16 protein-coding genes are annotated in these 22,509 nt (G+C 71.6%); 11 read left to right on the top strand and 5 right to left on the bottom strand.

All coding sequences use genetic code 11. From position 1 onward, the window contains the following. The first annotated feature begins 123 nt into the window (after positions 1-123). The 9 genes from MFF61_RS25565 (at position 124) to MFF61_RS25525 (ending at position 10,286) form a co-directional block, all read left to right on the top strand. Positions 124-1,116: a LacI family DNA-binding transcriptional regulator gene (locus MFF61_RS25565; RefSeq protein ID WP_238240475.1), complete on the top strand. Its 993-nt coding sequence runs from the start codon at positions 124-126 to the stop codon at positions 1,114-1,116. Positions 1,117-1,237: 121 nt separating this feature from the next. Continuing rightward, entirely contained in the window at positions 1,238-2,686 is a 1,449-nt protein-coding gene (locus MFF61_RS25560) for an FAD-binding oxidoreductase (protein ID WP_238240474.1), read from the top strand. Positions 2,687-2,713: 27 nt separating this feature from the next. After that, complete coding sequence (locus tag MFF61_RS25555; RefSeq protein WP_238240473.1) at positions 2,714-4,231, top strand: xylulokinase; 1,518 nt, start codon at positions 2,714-2,716, stop codon at positions 4,229-4,231. 3 nt (positions 4,232-4,234) lie between these two features. Beyond that, positions 4,235-5,314, top strand: coding sequence for an ABC transporter ATP-binding protein (locus MFF61_RS25550; RefSeq protein WP_238240472.1), 1,080 nt, complete (start codon positions 4,235-4,237; stop codon positions 5,312-5,314). Positions 5,315-5,411: 97 nt separating this feature from the next. Beyond that, positions 5,412-6,740, top strand: coding sequence for an ABC transporter substrate-binding protein (locus tag MFF61_RS25545; protein WP_238240471.1), 1,329 nt, complete (start codon positions 5,412-5,414; stop codon positions 6,738-6,740). 12 nt (positions 6,741-6,752) lie between these two features. Beyond that, positions 6,753-7,622 carry a carbohydrate ABC transporter permease gene (locus tag MFF61_RS25540; protein WP_238240469.1) on the top strand — a complete coding sequence of 290 codons (870 nt, stop codon included), beginning with the start codon at positions 6,753-6,755 and terminating at the stop codon, positions 7,620-7,622. Continuing rightward, positions 7,619-8,446 (top strand): carbohydrate ABC transporter permease, encoded by an 828-nt coding sequence (locus MFF61_RS25535; protein WP_238240468.1) that lies wholly within the window; start codon positions 7,619-7,621, stop codon positions 8,444-8,446. The genes MFF61_RS25540 and MFF61_RS25535 overlap by 4 nt, the downstream gene beginning before the upstream one ends. A 17-nt stretch (positions 8,447-8,463) precedes the next feature. Then, the gene (locus tag MFF61_RS25530) at positions 8,464-9,519 is read left to right on the top strand and encodes a glycerol dehydrogenase (protein WP_238240467.1); all 1,056 of its coding nucleotides are present in this window, start codon (positions 8,464-8,466) and stop codon (positions 9,517-9,519) included. After that, positions 9,516-10,286 carry an SDR family NAD(P)-dependent oxidoreductase gene (locus MFF61_RS25525; protein ID WP_238240466.1) on the top strand — a complete coding sequence of 257 codons (771 nt, stop codon included), beginning with the start codon at positions 9,516-9,518 and terminating at the stop codon, positions 10,284-10,286. Before MFF61_RS25530 ends, MFF61_RS25525 begins: the two co-directional genes overlap by 4 nt. 14 nt (positions 10,287-10,300) lie before the next feature. On the opposite strand, the gene MFF61_RS25520 is transcribed toward MFF61_RS25525, so the two are convergent. The 3 genes from MFF61_RS25520 to MFF61_RS25510 all read right to left on the bottom strand — a co-directional run bounded on the left by MFF61_RS25520 (position 10,301) and on the right by MFF61_RS25510 (position 13,117). Beyond that, positions 10,301-10,948: a TenA family protein gene (locus MFF61_RS25520; protein WP_238240465.1), complete on the bottom strand. Its 648-nt coding sequence runs from the start codon at positions 10,946-10,948 to the stop codon at positions 10,301-10,303. 98 nt (positions 10,949-11,046) lie between these two features. After that, positions 11,047-12,297, bottom strand: coding sequence for an efflux RND transporter periplasmic adaptor subunit (locus MFF61_RS25515; protein ID WP_238240463.1), 1,251 nt, complete (start codon positions 12,295-12,297; stop codon positions 11,047-11,049). A gap of 277 nt (positions 12,298-12,574) precedes the next feature. Continuing rightward, complete coding sequence (locus MFF61_RS25510; RefSeq protein WP_238240462.1) at positions 12,575-13,117, bottom strand: DUF1643 domain-containing protein; 543 nt, start codon at positions 13,115-13,117, stop codon at positions 12,575-12,577. 502 nt (positions 13,118-13,619) lie between these two features. On the opposite strand from MFF61_RS25510, the gene MFF61_RS25505 reads away from it, so the two are divergent. After that, positions 13,620-13,868 carry a PilZ domain-containing protein gene (locus MFF61_RS25505; protein WP_238240461.1) on the top strand — a complete coding sequence of 83 codons (249 nt, stop codon included), beginning with the start codon at positions 13,620-13,622 and terminating at the stop codon, positions 13,866-13,868. Between the two features lie 127 nt (positions 13,869-13,995). Beyond that, positions 13,996-14,322, top strand: a complete 327-nt coding sequence (locus MFF61_RS25500; RefSeq protein ID WP_238240460.1) for a hypothetical protein — start codon at positions 13,996-13,998, stop codon at positions 14,320-14,322. Between the two features lie 142 nt (positions 14,323-14,464). On the opposite strand, the gene MFF61_RS25495 is transcribed toward MFF61_RS25500, so the two are convergent. Next, positions 14,465-19,396, bottom strand: a complete 4,932-nt coding sequence (locus MFF61_RS25495; RefSeq protein WP_238240459.1) for a choice-of-anchor I family protein — start codon at positions 19,394-19,396, stop codon at positions 14,465-14,467. A gap of 98 nt (positions 19,397-19,494) precedes the next feature. Then, positions 19,495-22,437, bottom strand: a complete 2,943-nt coding sequence (locus MFF61_RS25490) for a 5'-nucleotidase C-terminal domain-containing protein (protein WP_238240458.1) — start codon at positions 22,435-22,437, stop codon at positions 19,495-19,497. Positions 22,438-22,509 lie beyond the last annotated feature (72 nt).

Here is a 22,509-nt window from a genome sequence, read left to right as displayed (position 1 = left end):
CACGCCGGTGACGGGCGGACCCTCCTCGCGTGACGGCGCCCGCACGATCAAATCGCGCTAGGCTGCCCCCGATGGGGCGGGGGGTCTCGCGCGATGCGAAGGCGGAAGTCGGGACTGCGGGATGTGGCACAACTCGCCGGCGTCGACGTGTCGACCGTCTCACGGGTCCTGACGGGCAATCTCCAGCAGCGCGTGTCGAGCGAGACGCGGACGCGGATCCTGGAGGCGGCCAAGGCGCTCGACTACCAGCCGAACGCCCTCGCGCGCGGGTTGCGCACCTCGCGCACGGCGACGCTCGGCATCGTGGTGCCCCAGCTCGACAACCCGGTGTTCTCCTCCGCCATCCGCGGCGCCGAACTCGCGGCCGGACGACTCGCCTATTCGCTTTTGATCGCCCACCGGGATTCGGGGCAGCGGATCGGCGGGGCCTACCGGCGCCTCGCGGAAACCCACCGCGTCGACGGCCTCTTGGTCGCGAGCCTGGATTCGGACCGCGATCTTCTGGTGGAACTGCGCGGGACGGGGGTGCCGTTCGTTCTGATGAACCGGCAGGCGGCGGGCGCCGCGAACGCGGTCGTCCTCGACAACGAGCGCGCGGCCCGCATGGCGGTCGGGCATCTCGTCGGCCTCGGCCACCGGCGGATCGCGCACCTCGCCGGGCGCCTCGAAGGCTACAACGGCCAGGGCCGGCTCGCCGGCTTCCGGGCGGCCCTGGCCGAGGCCGGGCTCGATCCCCAGAGCGCGCCGGTCGAGCCGGCCGGCTACTCGGTCGAGGGCGGGGCGGCGGCGATGCAGCGCCTCCTGGCTTCGGGGGAGCCGCAGCCGACCGCCGTGTTCGCGGCCTCCCTCATCTCGGCGACCGGAGCGCTCGGGGTGCTGCACGCCGCCGGCATCGCGGTCCCGCGCGGGATGTCGGTCGTGGCGCTGCACGACGCGCCGGTGGCCAGCATGGTCTACCCGGCGCTGACGACCGTGCGCACGCCCACGCAGGAGATGGGCGAGAAGGCGGCCGAGATGCTGATCGGCCTGATCCGCGGCGAGGCGTCGGGCGGCACCATCGTGCTGCCCCCCGACGACCTCGTGGTGCGGGCCTCGACCGCCCCACCCGCCGATTGACAGACGCTGGGCCGGGGCGTAGCGTTGGACAAACGATTGTTCAAGCGCTCGACGCGGGCGATCGACGCCAGAGCAGGGAGGGTGGCATGACGCGCGGTGCGACAGCCGGGAGCCGTCCGCAATGACGGCCGCCGATCCGGCCACGCTGGAGGCCGTGCGCGCCCTCGTCGGCGACGGACACGTCGCGACCGACCGCGACACCCTGGTGCGCTACGCCCGCGACCGCCTGCCCTTCGGCATCTTCAAGGCGCGGTCGGGCGGCCTGCCCGGCACGGTGCCGCGCGCGGTGGTGCGGCCGGCGAGCGCGGAGGAGGTCGCCGAGGTGGTGCGGCTTGCCGCCCGGGACGGCCACCGCATCATTCCGTTCGGCCTCGGCTCCGGCGTGCTCGGCGGCACGACGCCGCTCGGCGGCGAGGTGATGCTCGACCTCACCCGCCTCGACCGCCTGATTTCCCTCGACGAGGTGAACGGGCTCGCGACGGTCGAGGCCGGCATGAACGGCGGCGCCTTCGAGGCCGCCCTCAACGCGCGGGGCTGGACCTCGGGCCACCTGCCGCAATCGATCCACATCTCGACGGTGGGCGGCTGGGCCGCCTGCCGGGGCGGCGGGCAGGCGAGTTCGCGCTACGGCAAGATCGAGGACATCGTGGTGGGGCTCAAGGCGGTGCTGCCGGACGGGCGCCCGCTCGTGGTGCGCCCGGTGCCGCGCCGCTCGGTCGGTCCCTCGCTCATCGACCTCTTCGTCGGGTCGGAGGGCACGCTCGGCATCATCACCGAACTGACGCTGCGCATCTGGCGCCGCCCCGAGGTCGAGACCGGGCACGTCCTGGCCTTCCCGGGTCTGGAGGCGGCCTGGAATGCGGCGCGGCGGATCATGCAGGCGGAGATCCGCCCCCTGGTGCTGCGCCTCTACGACCCGGTCGAGAGCCGGGAGCGCGCGGCCGGGCTCGCGGAGTTCGACGGGCATCCCGTGATGGGCATCCTGATGTTCTCCGGGACGGCGGCGCTGGCGGCGGCCGAGCGCGACGCGGCGCTCAGCCTCGCGGCCGAGGAGGGCGCGGTGGAGACCGGCGACGCCCCCTACCGCCATTGGCAGGAGAACCGTTACCTGTCCTACTCCGCCAAGTGGCAGGAGGCGGGCTACTTCATGGACACGATCGAGGTCTGCGCGCCCTGGTCGGCCCTGCCGGCCCTCTACGCGCGGGCACGGGAGGCGGCGCTCGCCATCTGCCCGGGCATGCATTTCGGGGCGCACTGGTCGCACGCCTACGCGGACGGCTCCTGCCAGTACATGACGATCCGGCTGCCGCCGATGCCCGACGCAGAGGGCCTCGCGCTCCATGCGCGGCTCTGGGACGCCATCGAGGGCATCACGCTCGAGGAGGGCGGCACGCTCGCCCACCACCACGGGGCCGGGCTCTTCCGCAACCCGTATCTTCGCCGCGAACTCGGCACCGGGCTCGACGTCCTGCAGGCGATCAAGGACGCCCTCGACCCCGACAACCGCCTCAACCCGGGCAAGCTCGGCCTGCGGCCCGCGCCGGGCGCGATCGAGGTACGCCGTGGCTGAGGCGCGCCCGCTTTCCCGGAGGCGGCCGTGACCGGCGCGCCCCTGCTCCTCGGCATCGATCTCGGCGCGGGTTCGCTCAAGGCCAGCCTGATCGCCCCGGACGGCACGCTCGCGGGCGAGGCCTCGCACCCGGTCGCCACGGCGGCGCCGAAGCCGGGCTGGAGCGAGCAGGACCCGCACGCATGGTGGCGCGCGGCCATCGACGCCGTGCCGCGGGCGCTCGTCGCCGCGGGCGGCGACGCCTCGCGCGTCGCGGCGTTGTCCTTCTCCGCCGGCGCCCACACGCAGGTGCTGGAGGATGCGGACGGCCGGGTGATCCGCCCGGCGATCCTGTGGAACGACCAGCGCGCCCGCGCCGAGACCGCATCCCTCCGCGGGCGCGCGGACCGGCGCATCCTGGAGATCGGCTACAACCGGGCCAACCCGACCTGGACGCTGCCGCAGATGCTGTGGCTGCGCGAGAACGAGCCCGAGGCCTTCGCGCGCGTCCGCCGGATGTACCTCGCCAAGGACTGGCTGCGGTCGCGCTTCACCGGGGGCTTCGAGACCGACACGATCGACGCGCTCGGCACCCTGATGCTCGACGCGCGGACCGTGACGTGGTCGGAGGAATTGTGCGGGCTGATCGGCTGGCCGATGGAGACCCTGCCGCCGATCGTCCAGCCCCGCGCGCAGGTCGGCGGCGTCACCGCGGCCGCCGCCCGGGCGACCGGGCTCGTCGCCGGCACGCCGGTGATTTGCGGCACTTCCGACACGGCGGTCGAGACCTACGGGGCCGGGATGATGCGCCCCGGGCTCGGCGTCGCAAAGCTCGCCACCGCCGCGACGGTGAGCGTGCTCTCCCCCCGGGCGGTGCCGGAACCCGACCTGATCAACTACTATCATGTGATTCCGGACCACTGGTACGTGATCACGGCGACGAATTCCTGCGCCTCGGCCCACAAGTGGCTGCGCGACACCTTCTTCCGCCGCGAGGGCGAGGACGGCACCGCCGCCTTCGACGCAATGGAGCGGCTCGCCGCCGCGACGCCGACCGGGGCCGAGGGATTGTTCTTCCACCCCTACCTCAACGGCGAGCGCAGCCCGCACTGGGACCCGCTGCTGCGGGCGGATTTCGTCGGCATCGGCTTCAACCACGGGCCCGGCCACTTCGTGCGCGCCCTCTACGAGGGCATCTCCTACTCGCTGCGCGACTGCCTGGAGGTGCTGCGCGCGCGGGGCCTCGGCTTCGAGGTGGCGCGGCTCACCGGCGGCGGCGCGAGGAGCCCGCTCTGGCGCCAGATCCTCGCGGACGTGCTGGGCGTACGCGTCGAACTGCCGGCGGTGGCCGATGCGAGCTTCGGGGCGGCGCTGCTCGCCGGGGTCGGCATCGGGGTCTTCGCCGACGAGGCCGCGGCGGAGGCGGCGATCCGGGTCGTCGCCACCCACGAGCCGGATCCCGGCCGGGTGGCCGTCTACGAGCGGGGCTTTGCCCTCTACCGCGACATCCAGGCGGCGCTGGCGCCCCTGAACCACCGCATCCACGCCGAACTCGCGGGAGGGTGAGCCATGGCCTCGGTCGGCCTCAGCGGCGTCACGAAGGCCTTCGGCGACCTCGTCGTGGTGCGCTCCGTCGACCTCACGGTGGCGGAGGGCGAGTTCATGGTGCTGGTCGGCCCCTCGGGCTGCGGCAAGTCCACGACGCTCCGGATGATCGCCGGGCTGGAGGAGGCGAGTTCCGGGACGATCCGCATCGGCGCGCGCGACGTCACCCGGCTCGAACCGCGCGACCGCAACGTCGCGATGGTGTTTCAGAACTACGCGCTCTACCCGCACAAGACGGTCTACGACAATCTCGCCTTCGGGTTGCGCATGCGCGGGGCAGGCAAGGCCGAGATCGCCGACCGCGTGGCCCGCGCCGCCGCGATCCTGCGCATCGAGCCGCTGCTCGCGCGCAAGCCGCGGCAGCTCTCGGGCGGGCAGATGCAGCGCGTGGCCCTCGGCCGGGCGCTGGTGCGCGAGCCGGACGTCTTCCTGTTCGACGAGCCGCTCTCGAACCTCGACGCCAAGATGCGCGTCCACATGCGCGACGAGATCGCCCGCCTCCACCGGGAGGTCGGCACCGCGATGATCTACGTCACCCACGATCAAGTCGAGGCGATGACGCTCGGCGACCGGATCTGCGTGATGAAGGACGGGGTGGTGCAGCAGGTCGGCGCGCCGCTCGCCGTCTACGACCGCCCGGCCAACCGCTTCGTCGCGGGCTTCATCGGCTCGCCGGAGATGAACTTCGCGGAGGGCGAAGTCGCGGCCGAGAACGGCGGGATGGTGTTCCGGTCGGGCTCCCTCGCCCTGCCGCTGCCGCTGCCGGCGGCGGGCGGCGGCGCCCGGCTCTCGCCCGGCGAGAAGGCGGTGATCGGGATCCGGCCCGAGCACCTCGCCCTGTCGGCGGAGGGTTTTCCGGCCCGGGTCGTCCATGTCGAGCGCATGGGCAACGAGAGCGTGCTCGTCCTCGATGCCGGCCAGCCCATGCGGGCGGTGACGGGCCGCGACGACGCGGTGAGGGCCGGCGAGACGGTCCGGCTCGCCGCCCCGCCCGGGCGCCTGCACCTGTTCGACCGCGCCGGCGAGGCGCTCGCCGTAATCTGAAACCCCGTGCGGCAGGGCGGATGCCGCGATACCCGACAGCCCGCCCGCCCCCGGCGGAGAAGAGGCGACAGCCGAAAAACCCCTGGAGGAGACCCCGATGACGAACGAACCGAAGGGTGGATCACCGACGCGCCGGTCCGTGATCGTGGCCGGTGCCGCGACCGCCGCCTCCGCGGCCTTCCCCATGCCGGCCCTGCGCGCGCAGACCCGCGAGATCCGCTTCCTCAACGCCGAGCCGGCGGTCGATTCGGTGCGCGCGCTGCGGGTCGCGGCGGCGCAGTACGAGAAGGAGAAGGGCGTCCGCGTCGTCATCGACACGGTGCCGTCGGGCGACGCCTACACCCGCACGGTCGCGGCGATCCGCGGCGGGCGCCCCTACGACATCTCCACACTGATCTTCGTCGCGCACGTGCTGACGCTCGCCAACGAGGGCCAGCTCACCCCGATCACCGACCTCGTCAACAAGCACAAGTGGGGCAAGCGCATCCTCTTCCCGGTGAACGGCCAGCACTACTGGTACATGTACGACTACAATCTCTGCTGGCTGTTCTACCGCAAGGACCTGTACGACCAAGCCAAGCTGGAGCGGCCGAAGACCTGGGCGCAGCTGCTGGAGAACAGCCGCAGGCTGGCCTCGACCGACGGCGGCAGCCAGCGCTTCGGCATGGCGACGCCGATCGGCAGCAACGACGCCACCAACTGGATGAGCCTCGGCTACCTGTGGGCCGAGGGCGTCTCGCTGTTCGACAAGGACTGGACCAACACCTTCGCGAGCGACGAGAACCGCCGCAGGACCGCGGCCTACCTCGACTTCTTCGGCGATCTCGCCAAGACCATGCCGCCCGGCATGACGCAGGCGACCTTCGGCACGATCACGGCGGCGTTTTCGGCCGGACAGGCGGCCCACGCCCCCTATGCGGGCCGGCTGATCGAGGTGCTGGAGCAGCGTGCGCCGCAACTCGCCGACAAGTACGGGATGATGCCCTACCCCGACAGCGCCGGGAAGGCGGCCGCGGTCAACCACGGCTACGACGGCTGGGTCGTCGGCAAGACGGCGATGGCCGAGGAGGCGGTGCGCTTCCTCGAATGGTTCTCGGACGCGCACTACATCAACTTCCTGCACTCGGCCCCGCTGCACTTCCAGCCGCCGCGCCTCGACATCTACGACGACGCGCGCTGGCGCGCGCACCCGCTGATCGAGAAGCACGCCGAGGCGGTGAAGACCATGCAGGGCTTCCTCGACGACCCGGCCATCACCATCCGGTCGATCGACACGGAGGGGCCGGTGCCGGACCTGCGGCCCGCCAAGGTGTTCGAATCCTTCGTCTTCCCAGAGATGCTGCAGAACAAGGTTCTCAAGAACATGCCATCCGAGGCCTGCGTGGCCGAGGCGGTGGCCAAGATGAACCGCGTCATCGCGGCCTGAGCGCCGGTCCGCATGCGCTCGCGCCACGACTGGGTGATCTGGGCCTTCTTCGCGGCCGGGCTCGGGCTGACGGCTTTGTTCGTCGGCGGCCCGGTCGCGAACGCGCTCTGGCTCTCCCTCCACCAAGCCTCGTCCTTCATCGCCGAGCCCCGCTTCGTCGGGCTCGGCAACTACGCGCGCGTGGTGGCGGACCCGGAATTCTGGCGTGCCATCGGCAACGGGCTCACCTACGCGCTCCTGTCCATCGTGCTGCAGGTGGTGATCGGCATCGCCTTCGCGATGGTGCTGAACCAGCCCTTCCTCGGCCGGCCGCTGGTGCGGGGGCTCGCCACCCTCCCCTACCTGCTGCCCACCGTCGTCGTCGCGCTCACCTTCCAGTGGATGGCGGACGGCTCGTTCGGCCTCGTCACCGTGCTGGCGCGCGACCTCGGCTTCGGCACGATCCCGTGGTTCGAGCAGCCCGCGACCGCGATGTTCTCGGTCGTGCTCGCCTCCGTCTGGCTGTGGACGCCGTTCGTGACGATCTGCGTGCTCGCCGGGCTGCAGACGATCCCGCCCGCGCTCTACGAGGCGGCGCGGGTCGACGGGGCCGGGCCGGTGGCGCGCTTCATCCACATCACGCTGCCGCAGCTCAAGCCGGTGCTGACCGTGGTGATCCTCCTGCGGGCGATCTGGATGTTCAACAAGTTCGACATCGTCTGGCTGCTGACCCGGGGCGGCCCTCTCGGCGCCACCGAGCACCTGCCGATCCTCGCCTACAAGAAGGCGTTCTCGCTGTTCGACGTCGGCGGGGGTGCCGCGGTCGCCACCGTCTCGTTCCTGATCCTGACCGCCCTCGTCGCAGTCTATTTCCGCCTGTTTCCCCTGGAGGAGAAGCGGTGAGGCGCTCCGCCCCCCAGCGCATCGGCATCGGGCTCGCCGCGCTTGCCATCGCCGCGTGGTCGTTCTTCCCGATCTACTGGATGATCCTGTCGAGCCTGCGCGAGCCGCAGGGGCTGTTCGCGCGCCCGAGCCTCGTGCCGCACTCCCTGTCGCTCGACAGCTACCGCCAGCTCCTGGAAGTGACGGATTACCCGCAGCAGTTCCGGAACTCGGTGCTGGTCGCGCTCGCCGTGGTGGCGATCACCCTCGTGGTCTCGATCGTGATCGCCTACGCGGTCACGCGCTTCGCGATGCCGTTCAAGATGCTGATCATCGGCTCGATGCTCTACGCCTACATGTTCCCGCCGATGCTGCTCGCCATCCCGCTCTACGGGATCTTCGTCAGCCTCGGGCTCGCCGACAGCTTGTGGTCGCTCGTCATCGCGCATTGCACGCTGACCCTGCCGCTCGGGGTCTGGCTTCTCTGGGGCTTCTTCAAGGCGATGCCGTTCGAACTGGAAGAGGCCGCGATGGTGGACGGCTGCACGCGGCTCGGCAGCTTCCTGCGCGTGGTGCTGCCGCTCTCCGCCCCCGGCATCGTGACGGTCGCGGTGTTCTCGTTCCTGCTCTCCTGGACCGACTACGCCTACGCGCTCGTGATGATCTCGTCGGACACGCAGAAGACCCTTCCGGTCGGGCTCGCCTCGATGATCGGCTCGTTCGAACTGCGCTGGGGCGAGGTGATGGCCGGCGCGACGCTGATCGCCGCGCCGCTCTTCCTGATGTTCACCCTCCTGTCGCGCTTCTTCATCCAGGGCCTCGCGGCCGGGGCCATGAAAGGCTGACAATGCAAAGGCCGACCATGTCGATGCGGATCCTCGGCGCCCCGCGCCAATACATCCAGGGCCCCGGCGCGCTCGCGCAACTCCCCGGCCTGGTCGAAGAGTTCGGGCGCGCGCCCTTCGTGGTCGCCGATCCCGTCGCCCTGGAGCGCGAGGGATCGCCCCTCGCGGAGGCCCCGGTGGCGCGCTTTGCCGGAGAGATTACTCTGGCGGAGATCGACCGCCTCGCCGGGCTCGCCCGCGAGGCCGGCGCCGGGCTCGTCGTCGCCATGGGGGGCGGCAAGGCGATCGACGCCGGCAAGGGCGTCGCCCGGGCGCTGGGGCGGCCGATCGTCGTCGTCCCGACCGTCGCCTCGAACGACGCGCCGACGAGCCGGCTCATCGTCGTCTACGACGAGGACCACCGCATCCGCGAGGTGCTGATGCTGCCCCACAACCCGGACGTGGTGCTGGTTGACACCGCCATCATCGCCCGGGCGCCCCGGCGGCTGCTGGCGGCCGGGATCGGCGACGCGCTCTCCAAGACCTTCGAGGCGCGGGCCTGCGCGGCGGCGGGCGGGCGCAACTTCTTCGGCGGCACGACGCCGCTCGCCGCGCTCGCGCTTGCGGATGCCTGCTACGCCACGATCCGCCGCGACGGCGAGGCGGCCCTCGCCTGCACGGAGCGGGGCGCGCCCGACGCGGCCCTGGAGGCGGTGGTGGAGGCCGCCGTGCTGCTCTCGGGCCTCGGCTTCGAATCGGGCGGCCTGTCCCTCGCCCATTCGCTGACCCGCGGGCTCACGGCCCATCCGCGGCTCGCCGGCGCCCTGCACGGGGAACTCGTCGCCTACGGCACCCTGGTCCAGATCGCGCACGAGGGATCGGACACCGCATCGGCCGCCGAGATCGCAGCCTTCTGCCGCGCTTGCGGCCTGCCCGTGCGGCTCGCGGATCTCGGCCTTCCGGAGCCGACGCCGGCGGACATCGCGGCGATCACCGGCCCGACGCTCGCCGCGCCGCACATGCGCCACCTCGCGCGCCCGGCCACGCCGGAGAGCCTCGCGGCCGCGATCCGCACGGTGGAGACGGGGCTGTGAACCTCGACCTCGACGGGCGGGTGGCCCTGCTCACCGGTGCGGCCCGCGGCATCGGCCTCGCGGAAGCCGAGGCACTGGCCGCGGAAGGCTGCCGGATCGTCGTCTCGGATCGCGACGCGGAGGCGGCGGCCGAGGCCGCCGCACGGCTGGCGGAGGCCGGCCATCCGGCCTGGAGCCTCGGCTGCGACGTCACCGACGAGGCGGCCGTGGCGGCAATGCTGGAGGCGGTCGCGGCACGCGAGGGCCGTCTCGACATCCTGGTCAACAATGCCGGCGTGGCCGGCACGCTGGTCGGCCATGCGGTCGAGGCGATGAGCCTCGACCATTGGGACCGGATGGTGCGCATCCACATGCACGGCACCTTCCTGTGCACCCGCGCCGCCATCCCGCTGATGCGCGCCGCCGGGTTCGGGCGCATCGTCAACACCTCGTCGATGAACGTCGCGGGCGGCGGCCGGCCGGGCAACGCCAACTACACGGCCGCGAAGGCCGGCATCGCCGGCTTCACCCGCGTCGTGGCCAAGGAGGTCGGGCGCGCGGGCCTGACCTGCAACTGCGTGGCTCCGGGCTACGTCGAGACGGACCTGATCCAGACCTTCTCGGCCGACATGCGGGAACGGATCACCGCGCAGAACCCGATCGGCCGCTTCTGCAAGCCGGAGGAGGTGGCGGCCCTGGTCGCCTTCCTGTGCTCGCGCCAAGCCGCCTTCATCAACGGGGCCATGATCAACCTCGATGGGGGCCGGCGCGAGTTCGTCTGGGACTGACCGCTGCCGTTCGCTCACACCGGCCAGGTGGCCTCGCGGTAGGCCGAATCCCAGAACATCCACTCGAGCTGCGCCGCACGCGCGAAGGCCGCGTGCATCGCGTCCCGCTCCTTCGCCCCCGCCTCGCTCCTGACCGCGATCATCGCGTCTACGGCGCGCGAGAAGTCCTCTCCCGCATAGGTGTCGATCCAGGCCCTGTAGGGATTGTCGGAGCCGGCGCGCCCGTGAATGTCGCGCCCGATCTCGCGGTAGATCCAGAAGCACGGCAGCAGGGCGGCGAGGTGCACCGCGAGCGGCTCGCGGAACCCGCTCGCGAGCAGGAAGCAGACGTAGTGATGCGTCACCGGCGTCGGCGCGGTGGCGGCGACCTCCGCGGCCGAAAGGCCGAAGCGGGTGAAGTAGTCGGTGTGCAAGGTCCGCTCCACCTCGATCGCCACGACCGCCGCCGTGGCGAACTGGACGACGTGGTCGGGACGGTCCGACTTGGCGGCGGCGAGCGCCAGCGCCTGGGCGAAGCCCACGAGGTAGTGCGCGTCCTGGACGATGTAGTGGCGGAACGCCGGCATCGGCAGCGTGCCGTCCGCGAGTTCGCGGTTGAACGGCAGGGTGCGGGTGGCCTCGTAGAGCGGCGTGTTGCGCCGCCAAGCGTCGGGGGAGAACACAGCGCGATCGTATCCCTGGGCATGGTGGAGGAGCGCAAGCCCCCCGCCCGCCGAGATTACCCGCGCGCCCCGCAGGCTCAATGCCGATCGCGGTGGCCTCACTCCGTAGCGGTCATGCGCTCGACGAAGAGGGCGCCCTTCGCGATCACCCGCTCGCCCTCCTTGAGCCCATCGAGCACCTCGACGTTGCCCCCGCTCACGATGCCGGGCCTGATCCGGCGGCTCTCGACCGCGTTGCCCTCGCCGAGCACCCAGACGCTCGCCCGGTCGCCCTCGTAGATCACCGCCGCGCGCGGCACCGAGAGAAAGGCATCGTCGCGCTCGGTGACGATGCGCACGCTCGCGTACATCTCGGGCTTGAGCAGGCGCTGCGCGTTGTCGACCTCCGCCCGCACATTGATGCGGCGTGTCGTGGGATCGACCGAGGAGCCGATGAAGTTCACCCGCGCCTCGAAGATCCGGTCCGGGAAGGCGAGGACGCGGAAACGCACCAGTTCGCCGAGGGTGATCTTGGTGCTGTCCGGCTCGCGCAGCGGCGCCACGAGCCAGACCTTCGAGAGATCGCCGATGACGTAGGACGGATCCGAGCCGCCGGTGGTGACGTACTGGCCGGGGCCGATCCTGCGCTGGATGATCGTGCCGCTCAGCGGCGCGTTGATCATTGTCTCGGGGTTGATCGCCCCCTTCTGCTGCAGCGCGGTCATGTCCGCGTCGGAGAGGCCGAGGATGCGCAGCCGGTTGCGCACCGCCTCCAGCCCGACCTCGGCGGTCCTGAGGTCGTTCGTCGCGCTCGTCAGGTCGTTCTGGGCGCTCTGCAGCTCGCGCAGCGTGGTGGCCCGCGTCTCGTAGAGGTCGCGCTGACGCTTCTCGGCCGAGGTGGCGAAATTGAACTGCGAGCGGCTCTTGTTGAGGACGTTGAGGGCCGCGAGGTAGTCGTTCTGGGCCTGGACCATCTCGTTTGCCTGGATCGAGAACAGGCGCTGGCCCTGCTCGACGCGCTCGCCGGTGCGGCCGAAGATCTGGACGACGCGGCCGGGATAGGGCGAGAAGACCGGCGTGGCCCGGTACTCGTCGACGCTGATCCTGCCCTCCGTGGCGATCTCTTCGTAGAACTGCCGCTGCACGACCGTCTCGGTCGACAAGGTCGTGAGCTGCGCCTCGGTGAGGGGGACACCTTGGCGGGGCGACCCTGAGACCGGCCTGGTCGTGACCACGACCCCGGGCTCCACGCGGCCGGAACGGCCGTACCACAGAACAGCCAAGCCGAGGCCGACGACCGCCAGAACGACGCAGAGCTGAACTCTGGCCGTCAGCCCGATGGGTTTGAGGTCGCGGTCGGTCAGATCCATGGTGGCACAGCGGCAGCGCGCAGTCCGTCCCCCGGCATAGAGAGCCCTCAACCTTCGCGCTTAGATGACGAAGCTGCGGCCCGGCGAATCTATAGACGACGGACCATGTCTGCAAAGTGATGGCCAACCGTCATGCGGGCGCGACCGCGCGGATGCGGCCCACCCGGCCGCGCGCCACAGGTTCGCCGCGCACCCGCCTGTGGCCGAGGGCCGAGGGTGCCGCCTGCCCCCTTGCCCGGGGAGAGCGACGGGGCGCTCACGCTGCGCCGGCCGGGCGTTATCCCTCCCCGACCCGCCATTCCACCAGCGGCGCGCCGAGCGGCACGCGCGAGCGGCCGCGGGCGAGCGGATGGATCGGCGCGCCGTCCCCCACAAACCCGAACGCGTAGAGCGGGCGACGTCCGTCGAGCGACAACGCCGCGGCAACGCGGTCCGCGGGCGGTCCGGGCGGCACGAGGTTGCCCCAGGCCACGATGCAGAGGGCCGCCTCCGCCGCGAGGGCGCGGATGCGCGCGAGGTTGGCGCGACGCTGCGCCTGCAGGGCGGGCAGGTGGAGCCCGGCGAGCCAGCGCGCGAGGTCGGCCGGATCGGTGGCGATCCGCTCCTCCGCATTGACGAGCGTGAAGCCGCCGAGGCCGGGCCGGTCGCGCAGCAGGGCGCGGAGGCGGCAGACCGTCGGGTCGTTGCGCGCGGTGCCGGCCATGCTCGGGTTGCAGCCGCAGACGAGCGCGCGGGGCTCGTCCGACCACGAGCGGTCGAGGCGATGGCGGAACTGACCGCAGGCGCTGAAGAGTGCGGAGGCGCGGATCTCGCGCGACAAGGCCGGCCTCCCCGAAGAAGGCGCTGGCTCCGCCGTCAAGCGGCGTTACAGAGCCTCGGCGACGGCCAGTCCGAGCGCGAGCAAGGTCAGCGCTGCGATCTGCGACCAGTTCCAAAGGCTGTGCGGGTTCATCTGGTTCATATTCATGACTGATCGTACACCCGGCCGTAGATCCGGCACAGATGCGCGGCCCTTGATAATTGTTGCGCGCGGCAAAGGTTGCCCGCGCGAACGGCCCTGGCGTGCTGCGCATGGCCTTGCTCCCGCACGACGGCTCCCGATCATCTTTCGCCACGCCACGGCATCGTCCGGCTTGGGGGCCGATGCCGCGGGAGGCCCGGGGGTCCACGGTCAGATCGAACCGCCGGTCGGACAGCACTCCGACTTTCGCATGTCTGCGGGCAGACTCTGTTCACGCTGATCCAATGATCACCTGACGGAATCTGGACTGCGGAGTTCTTGTTCGGGTACCGAGTCACCACAGAAGTGGGAGTGATCCCGAATGCAGGAACGTCGACTCGACGCACGGTTGTTGTTGGCGGAGAATGCTCGCGTCCTGGTGCATGGCACCCAGGCGGAGTTCGACTGTATTCTGCGCGACATCTCTGCGGGCGGCGCGAGGCTGCTGGTGCCGGCAGCGCCCGACATCGTCGAGGATCTGACGCTCACCTATGGGGCCGACGGTGCAAAGATCTGCTGTCGCGTGGTCTGGCAGCGCCCGGGCGAGATGGGCGTAATGTTCGTGTCCTGACGCCGGCGGGCCGCACGCGCCGATCCGGCGGCACACCGACGAGGCGTGCGCGCGCGTGTGTGATGCCCATCACGGTCGCGAGGCGGCGCGACGCGCACGATCCGTGTCTCAACCAAGGAGACACATCGTGACCACAACCAAGATGATGATGGCGAGCCTCGCGCTCGCGGCCATGACGGCGGGCATGACGGCGGGCATGGGCGGTGCCGAAGCCCGCGGCGGCCATGGCGGCCGCGGCGTCGGGGGCGGCCGCGGGATCGCGGTCGGCGAACCTCATCCCGGCGGCCACCACGGCGGGTGGGGGCACGGCGGCGTGCATGGGCACGGAGGCTACCACCACGCCGGCTGGGGGTATCCGACCGGCGGTTACTTCATGAGCTCGTATGCCGGTCACGGCGATTGCGACATGCTCTTCAGCCCACGCAAGGGCCGCTACGTGCAAGCGTGCGATTGACGGGTTCGCGTGGCCGTACCGAGGCGCGCCCACGCCACGCGCCGACCGCGGCACCGGCCGCCCCCACGATCGGGCGGCCGGTCTCCGGTGCGGCGACGGTCCCGCCACGAAACGCCGTGGCGAGCCGTTCTGCGTGCAAGCGTCAGGCGAAGGTGAAGTTGTCGGCGGAGAGGCTTGCGGCCTGCACGTTCTGCAGGCGGACCGTGTCCCCCGCCCCGTAGGCGAGCACCGCGTCCGCCCCATCCTGACGCAGCGCCGCCTGCACCGCCGCAAACGACGCGAACGCCCCCCCGTTGAAGGCGATCACGTCCCGCTCCGCGCCTCCCGTCACGAAGTCCCGGATCACGTCCGTGCCGTCCCCGCGTCCCAGCGCGAACCGGTCCGAGCCCAGACCGCCCGACAGCGCGTCGTCGCCCGCGTTCCCGAACAGCAGGTCCGCCCCCGCGCCCCCGAACAGCTGGTCGTCGCCCGAGCCCCCCGACAGGTAGTCGTCGCCCGCCCCGCCCAGCAGCACGTCCGCGTCCTGCTCGCCGAACAGCTGGTCGTTGCCCGCATCCCCGCTCACCAGATCCCGGCCCGTGCCGCCGTAGACCCGGTCGTTGCCCTCCCCGCCATAGACCCCGTCGTCGCCGTCGTCGCCGAACAGAAGGTCGTTGCCGAGTTCCCCGTGCACCTCGTCGTTGCCGAAGCCGCCCGAGCCGAAGTCGTCGCCCTCGCCGGTGCCGACGAAGTCGTTGCCGCCTTCGCCGAAGACCTGATCGTTGCCGGCCGAGCCGAACACGCGGTCGGAGCCGCTGCCGCCCCGCACGGTGTCATTGCCGGCGCCGCCGTCGGCGAAGTCGTCGTCGTCGTCGCCGAACACGAAGTCGTTGCCGGCCTCGCCCAGCACGCTGTCGGCCCCGAAGCCGCCGGAGACGAAGTCGACGCCCTCGCCGCCCCGCACCGTGTCGTCGCCGTCCTGGCCGAACACCTGATCCACGCCGGCCCCGCCCTGAAGCACGTCGTTGCCGGCCGCGCCCTGGATCGTGTCGTTCCCGGCGCCGCCGGTCAGCGTGTCGGGACCGGCGGTGCCCACCAGCGTGCGGGGGACCGCCGGAATGCGGAACCGTGCCAGGAGCGGGTCGTGGTCGCTGGTCTGGTCGGCGAAGTCGGCGTTGATGTGCACCGCCTCGAACTGCGCGGCGCCCCCGAGCGAGGCCGTGACGAGCAGGTGGTCGAGGGTCTGGGCGTTGCCCTCGAACACGTAGTCGTAGCGCTGGTTCTCGGGCAGCGTGTCCTGCAGGTCGCTGAGCACGGCGGTGCCGCCGCGGGTCAGGGTCGCGCCGGTCCCGGCCTGGGTGTAGCCGGTGAGCGTGGCCTCGCCCTTGAGCACCGCCAGCGGCTCCTCGAAGCCGAAATCGTTGAGGTCGCCGGCGACGACCACCCGGGCCTGCGCGTTCGCGGCGAGGAGCCCGTCCACGAAGCTGTTAACCGCCTGGGCCTGCGCGGCGCGCGCGACCTGCCCGGCGTCGAAGGGCGGCTGCTCGGAGCCGAACAGGGCGCCGCTGCCGCCCTTCGAGGTGAAGTGGTTGCTCACCACCGTCACGGTCTGGTCGTTGAAGACGAAGTCGGCCGCGAGCGGCGGGCGCGAGCCGAAGAAGGGGTTGTTCGGGTTGGTCTGCTGGTCGGTGTAGGAGCCCGAGGTGATCGGGCTGCCGTCCGCCGCGATGGTGCGGGCGGAGTTCGGGACGAGGCTCACCCGGTCGGTGCGATACAGGAAGGCGGTGCGGATGTTGCCGCCCGGCTCGCCGCCGTTGGTGTCGTCGCCGATGTAGGTGTTGTCGATGAAGGCGTAGGACGGGCCGCCGGCCGCCGCCACCGCGTCGACGATGCGCTGCAGCGTCTGCGAGGCCGAGGTGACGGTGGAGGCGGTGTTGCCCGGCCCGTCGTTGTCCTGGATCTCCTGCAGCGCGATGACGTCGGGCGCGTTCAGCCGGCCCAGCACCTCGGAGGCGATGGTGGCGAAGCGCGCCGGGCCGTCCGTGGGGTCGAGGTTCTCGGCGTTGTAGCTCGCGACGAGCAGGTTCTCGGCGTCGCCCGTGAGCGTGCCGCCGGTCTTCACCCGCGGGCTCGGCGTCGCGATGGTGACGGGGTCGGTCGCCAGCACCTCGTAATTGCCGAAGCTGTAGTTGACGACGCCCGTGACGTCGTTGAAGCGCGTGCCGGTGTCGATGGTCGGCAGGGTGACGCCGAGGCCCGGGTCGAGGCGGATGCGCTCGGGATTGAAGTCGCCGCCGACGCTGTTGGTGAAGCCCAGCACCGGGTTGCCGCCGCGGATCAGCAGGTTGCCGCCGGGGTTGAGCCCGGTCGCGCCCGCGCCGCCGGCCGCGACCGCGAAGATCTCGCCGAAGGAGTTGGTCGGGCCGGTGGCGAGCGGCGCCGTGACGGTGGCGCGCATGCCCTCCAGCGATTCCCAGAAGGCGGAGCCGGCCGCCAGATCCTCGGTCGGCAGCTGCAGGTTGCCCGCGCCGCCGATGCGCACCGCCGCCGGCAGCGCGTTGCCGCGCGAGACCACGCTCACGCTCGGATTCGCCCCGATCTGCGTCACCGAGAACGAGCCGCGCGCGGCGCCCGTGGGCACGAATTCCTGCACCTGCCCGCCGACCAGCACGGCATCGCCGGCCGTGACCGAAGGGCGGCTGCCCGTGAACACGAACAGGCCGTCCGAGGTCGCGGCGTTGCGGTCGCCGGTCGGGTCCTGGAGGTAGAAGCCGTTGCTCGCCACCGCGGTGACGATGCCGGAGGTCGTGACCGTCTGCCCGGCCAGCGCCGAGGCCGCGCCCGAGCCCTGGATCAGCGGGATGGCCGTGAGCACCGGGGCGGCCTGATAGACGGTCGTGGTGTTGCCGACCTCGTTGGCCGAGACGACGAGCGCTTGGCCGGTCGGGCTGTCGGCGGCGGAGATGAAGGTCAGCACCTCGGGGGCCGCGTCGGTGCGCCCGCTCGCGGAGGGCTGGTAGGTGACGAAGCGGGCCTCGGCCGGCACCGTCACGTCATAGACCATCACGCCGCCGACCCGCTCCAGGCCGACGAAGGCGTAGGTGCGCCCGGCCACCGTGCCGATCGTGACGCCCTCGGGCTCCGGCCCCTTGTCGTCCGAGCGGTCGTCGACCTGGCCGTTGCCCTGGTTCTGGTTGAAGAGCGCCGGGAAGTCCCGGGCGATGATCTTCTCGAACTCGCCGCCGGTCTCGCGCACCTTGGTGATGGTGCCGTCCGCCTCCTGGCGGAAGATCGAGATGCCGCGCCCGCCGAAGGTCACGATGCGGTCGAGGTCGCCGTCCCCGTCGCTGTCGCCGTCGATGGTCGAGACGTTGAGGCGCCCGAGTTCGGCAGCCTGCTGCAGCGTGGTCCGATTCGGGAAGGCGGTCGGGTCGAGGGTGCGGGAGGAGAGGCGCGCCACGTCGCTGTCGTCGCTGCGCGCGTCGCCCTCGTTGGCGGTGACGAAGTAGACCCGGCCGTCCGCCGCCGTGAAGGAGGCGATGGCGTCCGGCATCGGCAGGCCGGAGACCGGCTCGTTGCGCAGGCGGATCGCGGCCGGGGTCGCGGGGCCGTCGTCCGAGGCGTCGAGCTCGTTGCCCGGTAGCGAGAAGTCGATCGTGCCGAGCGGCTTGATGGCGCGCAGCACCGGCGCGGTGCCGGCGATGTCGAACACCGCGACGGCGTTGGCCTCCTGCAGCGTCACGTAGGCGGTGGTACCGCTGATCGTGGTGTATTCCGGCTCGATGTCGGCGATGGCGTTGGCGCCGGGCGGCAGCCGCACGCCCGCGGCGCGCAGGGCCGCCTCCTGGCCGGCCAGCGTCCCGAAATCGAAGGTCGCCACCGTGGCGGCGGCGACGCCGCCCGAGAGGTCGATCAGCGAGACCGAGCCGTTGGGGTTGACCGCGGTGCCGCCCACGGTGGCGCGCTCGCCTTCGTTGGCGACCAGGATCTTGGTGCCATCGGCGTTGAAGCTGAGCTGGTCGGGCAGGTTGCCGACCGTGACCGGCGCGCGCAGGGAGGCGAGGCTCGTCGCGTCGAAGAAGGCCACGCCGCCGTTCTGGCGCGGGTCGGCGTTCTGGTAGCCCACCGCGACGACGCCGTTGCGGACCGCCACCGTGTTGGCGCCGCCGTAGCCCGGCAGCGCGGTCAGGGCGATGCCGCCGACGCTTGTCAGCGAACCGTCCGCGCCGATCCGGGTCACATCGATGCGCCCGTCCCGGGCGTTCAGGGTGAAGAGCCGGCCAGTGGCGCGATCGAAGGTCACGACCTCGGCGCCGCCATCCGCGTTGTTGGTGCCGGTGGCGGGGATCGCACCGAGGCGCGTGAGCGTGAGGCTCCCGGTGCCGACCGGTGCCGTCGCGGACCCGGCGAGGGAGGCGGCGGGGGCGAGCAGGGTCGGGGCCGTCGGCGCGGGGGCCGTCCCGGCGCTGCTGGTGACGCCGATGTCGTCGACGCCGACCCATTCGTCGTTGCCGGTGGCGTTCGAGGTGATCACCCGCACCTGCAGGTTGGCCTGGTTGTTCGCGGCGGCCGGCAGCACCGCCTGGACGCGCGTGTCGGGGCCGGCCGCGTTCGGCCCGGCGGTGGCATCGGCCACGAAGGCGGCCGGCACGTTGGTCCAGGCGCCGCTGTCACCGAGGCGGTACTGCAGCGCCACCGCCTGCACGGCGTTGTCGCCCCCGTCCTCGAGGTCGCGCAGGGTGTAGGAGACGGTGACGTTCGAGCGTCCGCGCGAGTCGAGATAGAGGACGAGGCTCGGGGCATCCGCGGTGCCGGAGCCCGAGAGCGCCACGCTCGGGTTAGCCAGCGCGAACTCGGCCACGCCGCCGGTCGTGAAGGTGTTGGGGCTGGTCTGGTTGGCGTTGACGTCGAGCGTGATCGTGCCATCGCCGGTGAGCGTCTGCGGATCGGCGCCGACGAGCGCGGTGACGTCGTCCCCGCGATAGCCGACGATGCTGGCGACCCCCGACCAATTGTCGTCGGCGGTGATCAGGCCGGCATTGCTCCAGTTCTGCGCGAAATCACCATTGGCCAGGACGTGGGGAGTCGTGGTCATCGAGAGCATCCGATCCGAGGAGGAACCCGCCGCGCGGGAGACAGAGAGCCCGCGGCATCGCCGCGGGCGTCAGATTCAGGTGTCCGGACGAGCCGGGTTCAGGCGAAGGTGAAGTTGGCGGCGGAGAGGCTTGCGGCCTGCACGTTCTGCAGGCGGACCGTGTCCCCCGCCCCGTAGGCGAGCACCGCATCCGCCCCATCCTGACGCAGCGCCGCCTGCACCGCCGCAAACGACGCGAACGCCCCCCCGTTGAAGGCGATCACGTCCCGCTCCGCCCCACCCGTCACGAAGTCCCGGATCACGTCCGTGCCGTCCCCGCGTCCCAGCGCGAACACGTCCGAACCCAGACCGCCCGACAGCGCGTCGTCGCCCGCGTTGCCAAACAGCAGGTCCGCCCCCGCGCCCCCGAACAGCTGGTCGTCGCCCGAGCCCCCCGACAGGTAGTCGTCGCCCGCCCCGCCCAGCAGCACGTCCGCGTCCTGCTCGCCGAACAGCTGGTCGTTGCCCGCATCCCCGCTCACCAGATCCCGGCCCGTGCCGCCGTAGACCCGGTCGTTGCCCTCCCCGCCATAGACCCCGTCGTCGCCATCGTCGCCGAACAGAAGGTCGTTGCCGAGTTCCCCGTGCACCTCGTCGTTGCCGAAGCCGCCCGAGCCGAAGTCGTCGCCCTCGCCGGTGCCGACGAAGTCGTTGCCGCCCTCGCCGAAGACCTGATCGTTGCCGGCCGAGCCGAACACGCGGTCGGAGCCGCTGCCGCCCCGCACGGTGTCGTTGCCGGCGCCGCCGTCGGCGAAGTCGTCGTCGTCGTCGCCGAACACGAAGTCGTTGCCGGCCTCGCCCAGCACGCTGTCGGCCCCGAAGCCGCCGGAGACGAAGTCGACGCCCTCGCCGCCCCGCACCGTGTCGTCGCCGTCCTGGCCGAACACCTGATCCACGCCGGCCCCGCCCTGAAGCACGTCGTTGCCGGCCGCGCCGAACAGGCTGTCGTTGCCGTCGTAGCCGAACACCTCGTCTGACCCGGCCGTGCCCGTGAGGCTGTCGTTGCCGCCCGTGCCGAAGCGGCCCGAGTTGAACACCGTGTCGGCGCGCGCCGCGAGGTTCTGGATGCGCAGGTCCTCGCTCGCGGGCGTGTCGGGCGTCGCGTAGGAGCGGTCCGCGGTGGGATAGCGGTTGCGCAGGTACTGCGCGAAGGCGGACAGCTCGCCCACCACGTTCGCCGGCACGTTGGCGGGCGCCGTGAAGTCGAGCGCTTCGTTCACCGGCGCCGAGAGGGTGCCGTCCGCCAGCAGGTAGCGGAAGTTGTCGCCGTTCTGCTTCGTCGGGTAGCCGTCACCGCCATTGGCCGTGAAGTTGAGCGACACCACGCTGATCGTCGCGGGCGCGCCGGCCACAACCTGGCCATTCTCCACCACCCGGGCGATCACCGTGCCGGCCTCGTCGGTGAGCGAGACGCTGCGCACACGCGATCCGGCCGGCAGGGAGGGATCGTACGAGAACTTGACGCCGCCGATCTGCGGATAGCCTCCGTTGCCGGGCGCGAGGCCGGCCCCGTAGTTGAGGATGTTGAGCAGCCCCTGCGGCGTGGTGTCGAACACCATCAGCTTGTTGTCGAAGCGCAGAGCGTTCTCGGTGTCGAGCTGCGAGACGCCGCCCTCGGGCTTGCCGGCAGCCGGGTTGGCGAGCGGCGGCAGCTTGGCGCCGGCATTCGGGTCGTTGCCGCCGCCGGCATCCACCGCGCCGATCGAGGCGCGGATGCCGCCGCCGTTCTTCAGCGACACCAGGAAGGGCTGGTTGGGCAGGGCGCGCGCCGCCACGGCCGCATTGGCATCGGCCGAGAGGTTGCCGAGGTTGGTCTCCTGGCTGCGTCCGAAGGCGCGGTCGCCCTCGAGATAGACGTCGGTGAAGCCGTAGACGTTGCTTTCCTTGGCGCGGATCACCGAATCGACGGCGCCGGTGATCTGCTGCACCCGCGCGCCGATCGAGCCCGTCGCGAAGGCCTGGCCGATATCGCTGCCGTAGGCGGCCTGCAGGTTCGCCTGGGTCGACGCGTAGGTACCGCTGACCGCCGGGTTGAGGCTGCCCGGGACGATGCGTCCGGCCTCGTCGAAATCGATCACGAGTCGGCCGAGATAGGTCGACTCGCTGTCGGTGGCGACGATCAGGGTCGGGGCGCCGTCCGCACCGGCGGTCTGGATCGGGTAGGGACCCGCATAGGTGGCATCGTGGCCCGGGAAGGCCGCCGGCCGGTCGGTGGCGTCGCCCAGCCGCGTGTGCGAGCCGGCCGCCAGGATGATGTCGACGCCGCGCAGGAGCGGCGCGAGGGCCTGCTCGTTCGACAGCAGCTGCAGGTGGCTGTCGAGGACGACCTTGTTGACGCCCTGGGCGATGAGGCCGTCGATGACCGGCTGCAGCTGGCTGGCCAGCAGGGCCATGTCGTCGCGCTCGGTCAGATTGTCGCCCGCCTCGCCGATCTTGGGGAAGCCGTTGACCTCGGTGCCGGTGGGCGAGGAGATGCGCTCCAGCACCTGGGTGGTGGCGCCGACGATGCCGATGCGCTCGCCGTTGATCGTCACGATCGTCGAGGGCGCGATGCGGCCGGGGATCGCCGAGGCCTGCTGCCCGCCGGCCGTGACGCGTCCGCGCAGGGCGGCATCGGCCGAGAAGTCGAGGTTGGCCGAGAGGTAGGGGAACTGCGCGCCCTGCCAGGTGCCGGCCGGCGTGATCGCGTCCGCGAAGGTCTGCGAGCCGAGATCGAATTCGTGGTTGCCGATGGCCGAGGCCCTGATCCCGAAGGCATTGTAGATCGCGATATCGGGACGCCCGAGCGCGGTCGTGCCGACGACGGCGTTGAGCGCCGGATCGGCGCCCGCCGTGAGGAACGGCCCGGGGATGAAGTTGTCGCCGCCCGCCAGCACCAGCGTGTTGGCGTACTGATTGTCGAACCGGTCGATCAGAGCGCCCATGATCGGGGCGGTCTGGGGCGTGAGGGTCGAGCCCTCGCCGTCCGACATGTGCAGGAGCTGGAGCGTGTAGTTGGCCATGCCGGTTCCCGTCGCGATGCCCGGGAGGGCGCCGCGACCGCGGCCGGTACTCCGGCCGGGTAATCGCGTTTC

The organism is Methylobacterium isbiliense, from assembly GCF_022179325.1.
Classification (GTDB): Bacteria; Pseudomonadota; Alphaproteobacteria; order Rhizobiales; family Beijerinckiaceae; genus Methylobacterium; species Methylobacterium isbiliense.
This window is presented reverse-complemented; position numbering and strand designations above follow the sequence as displayed.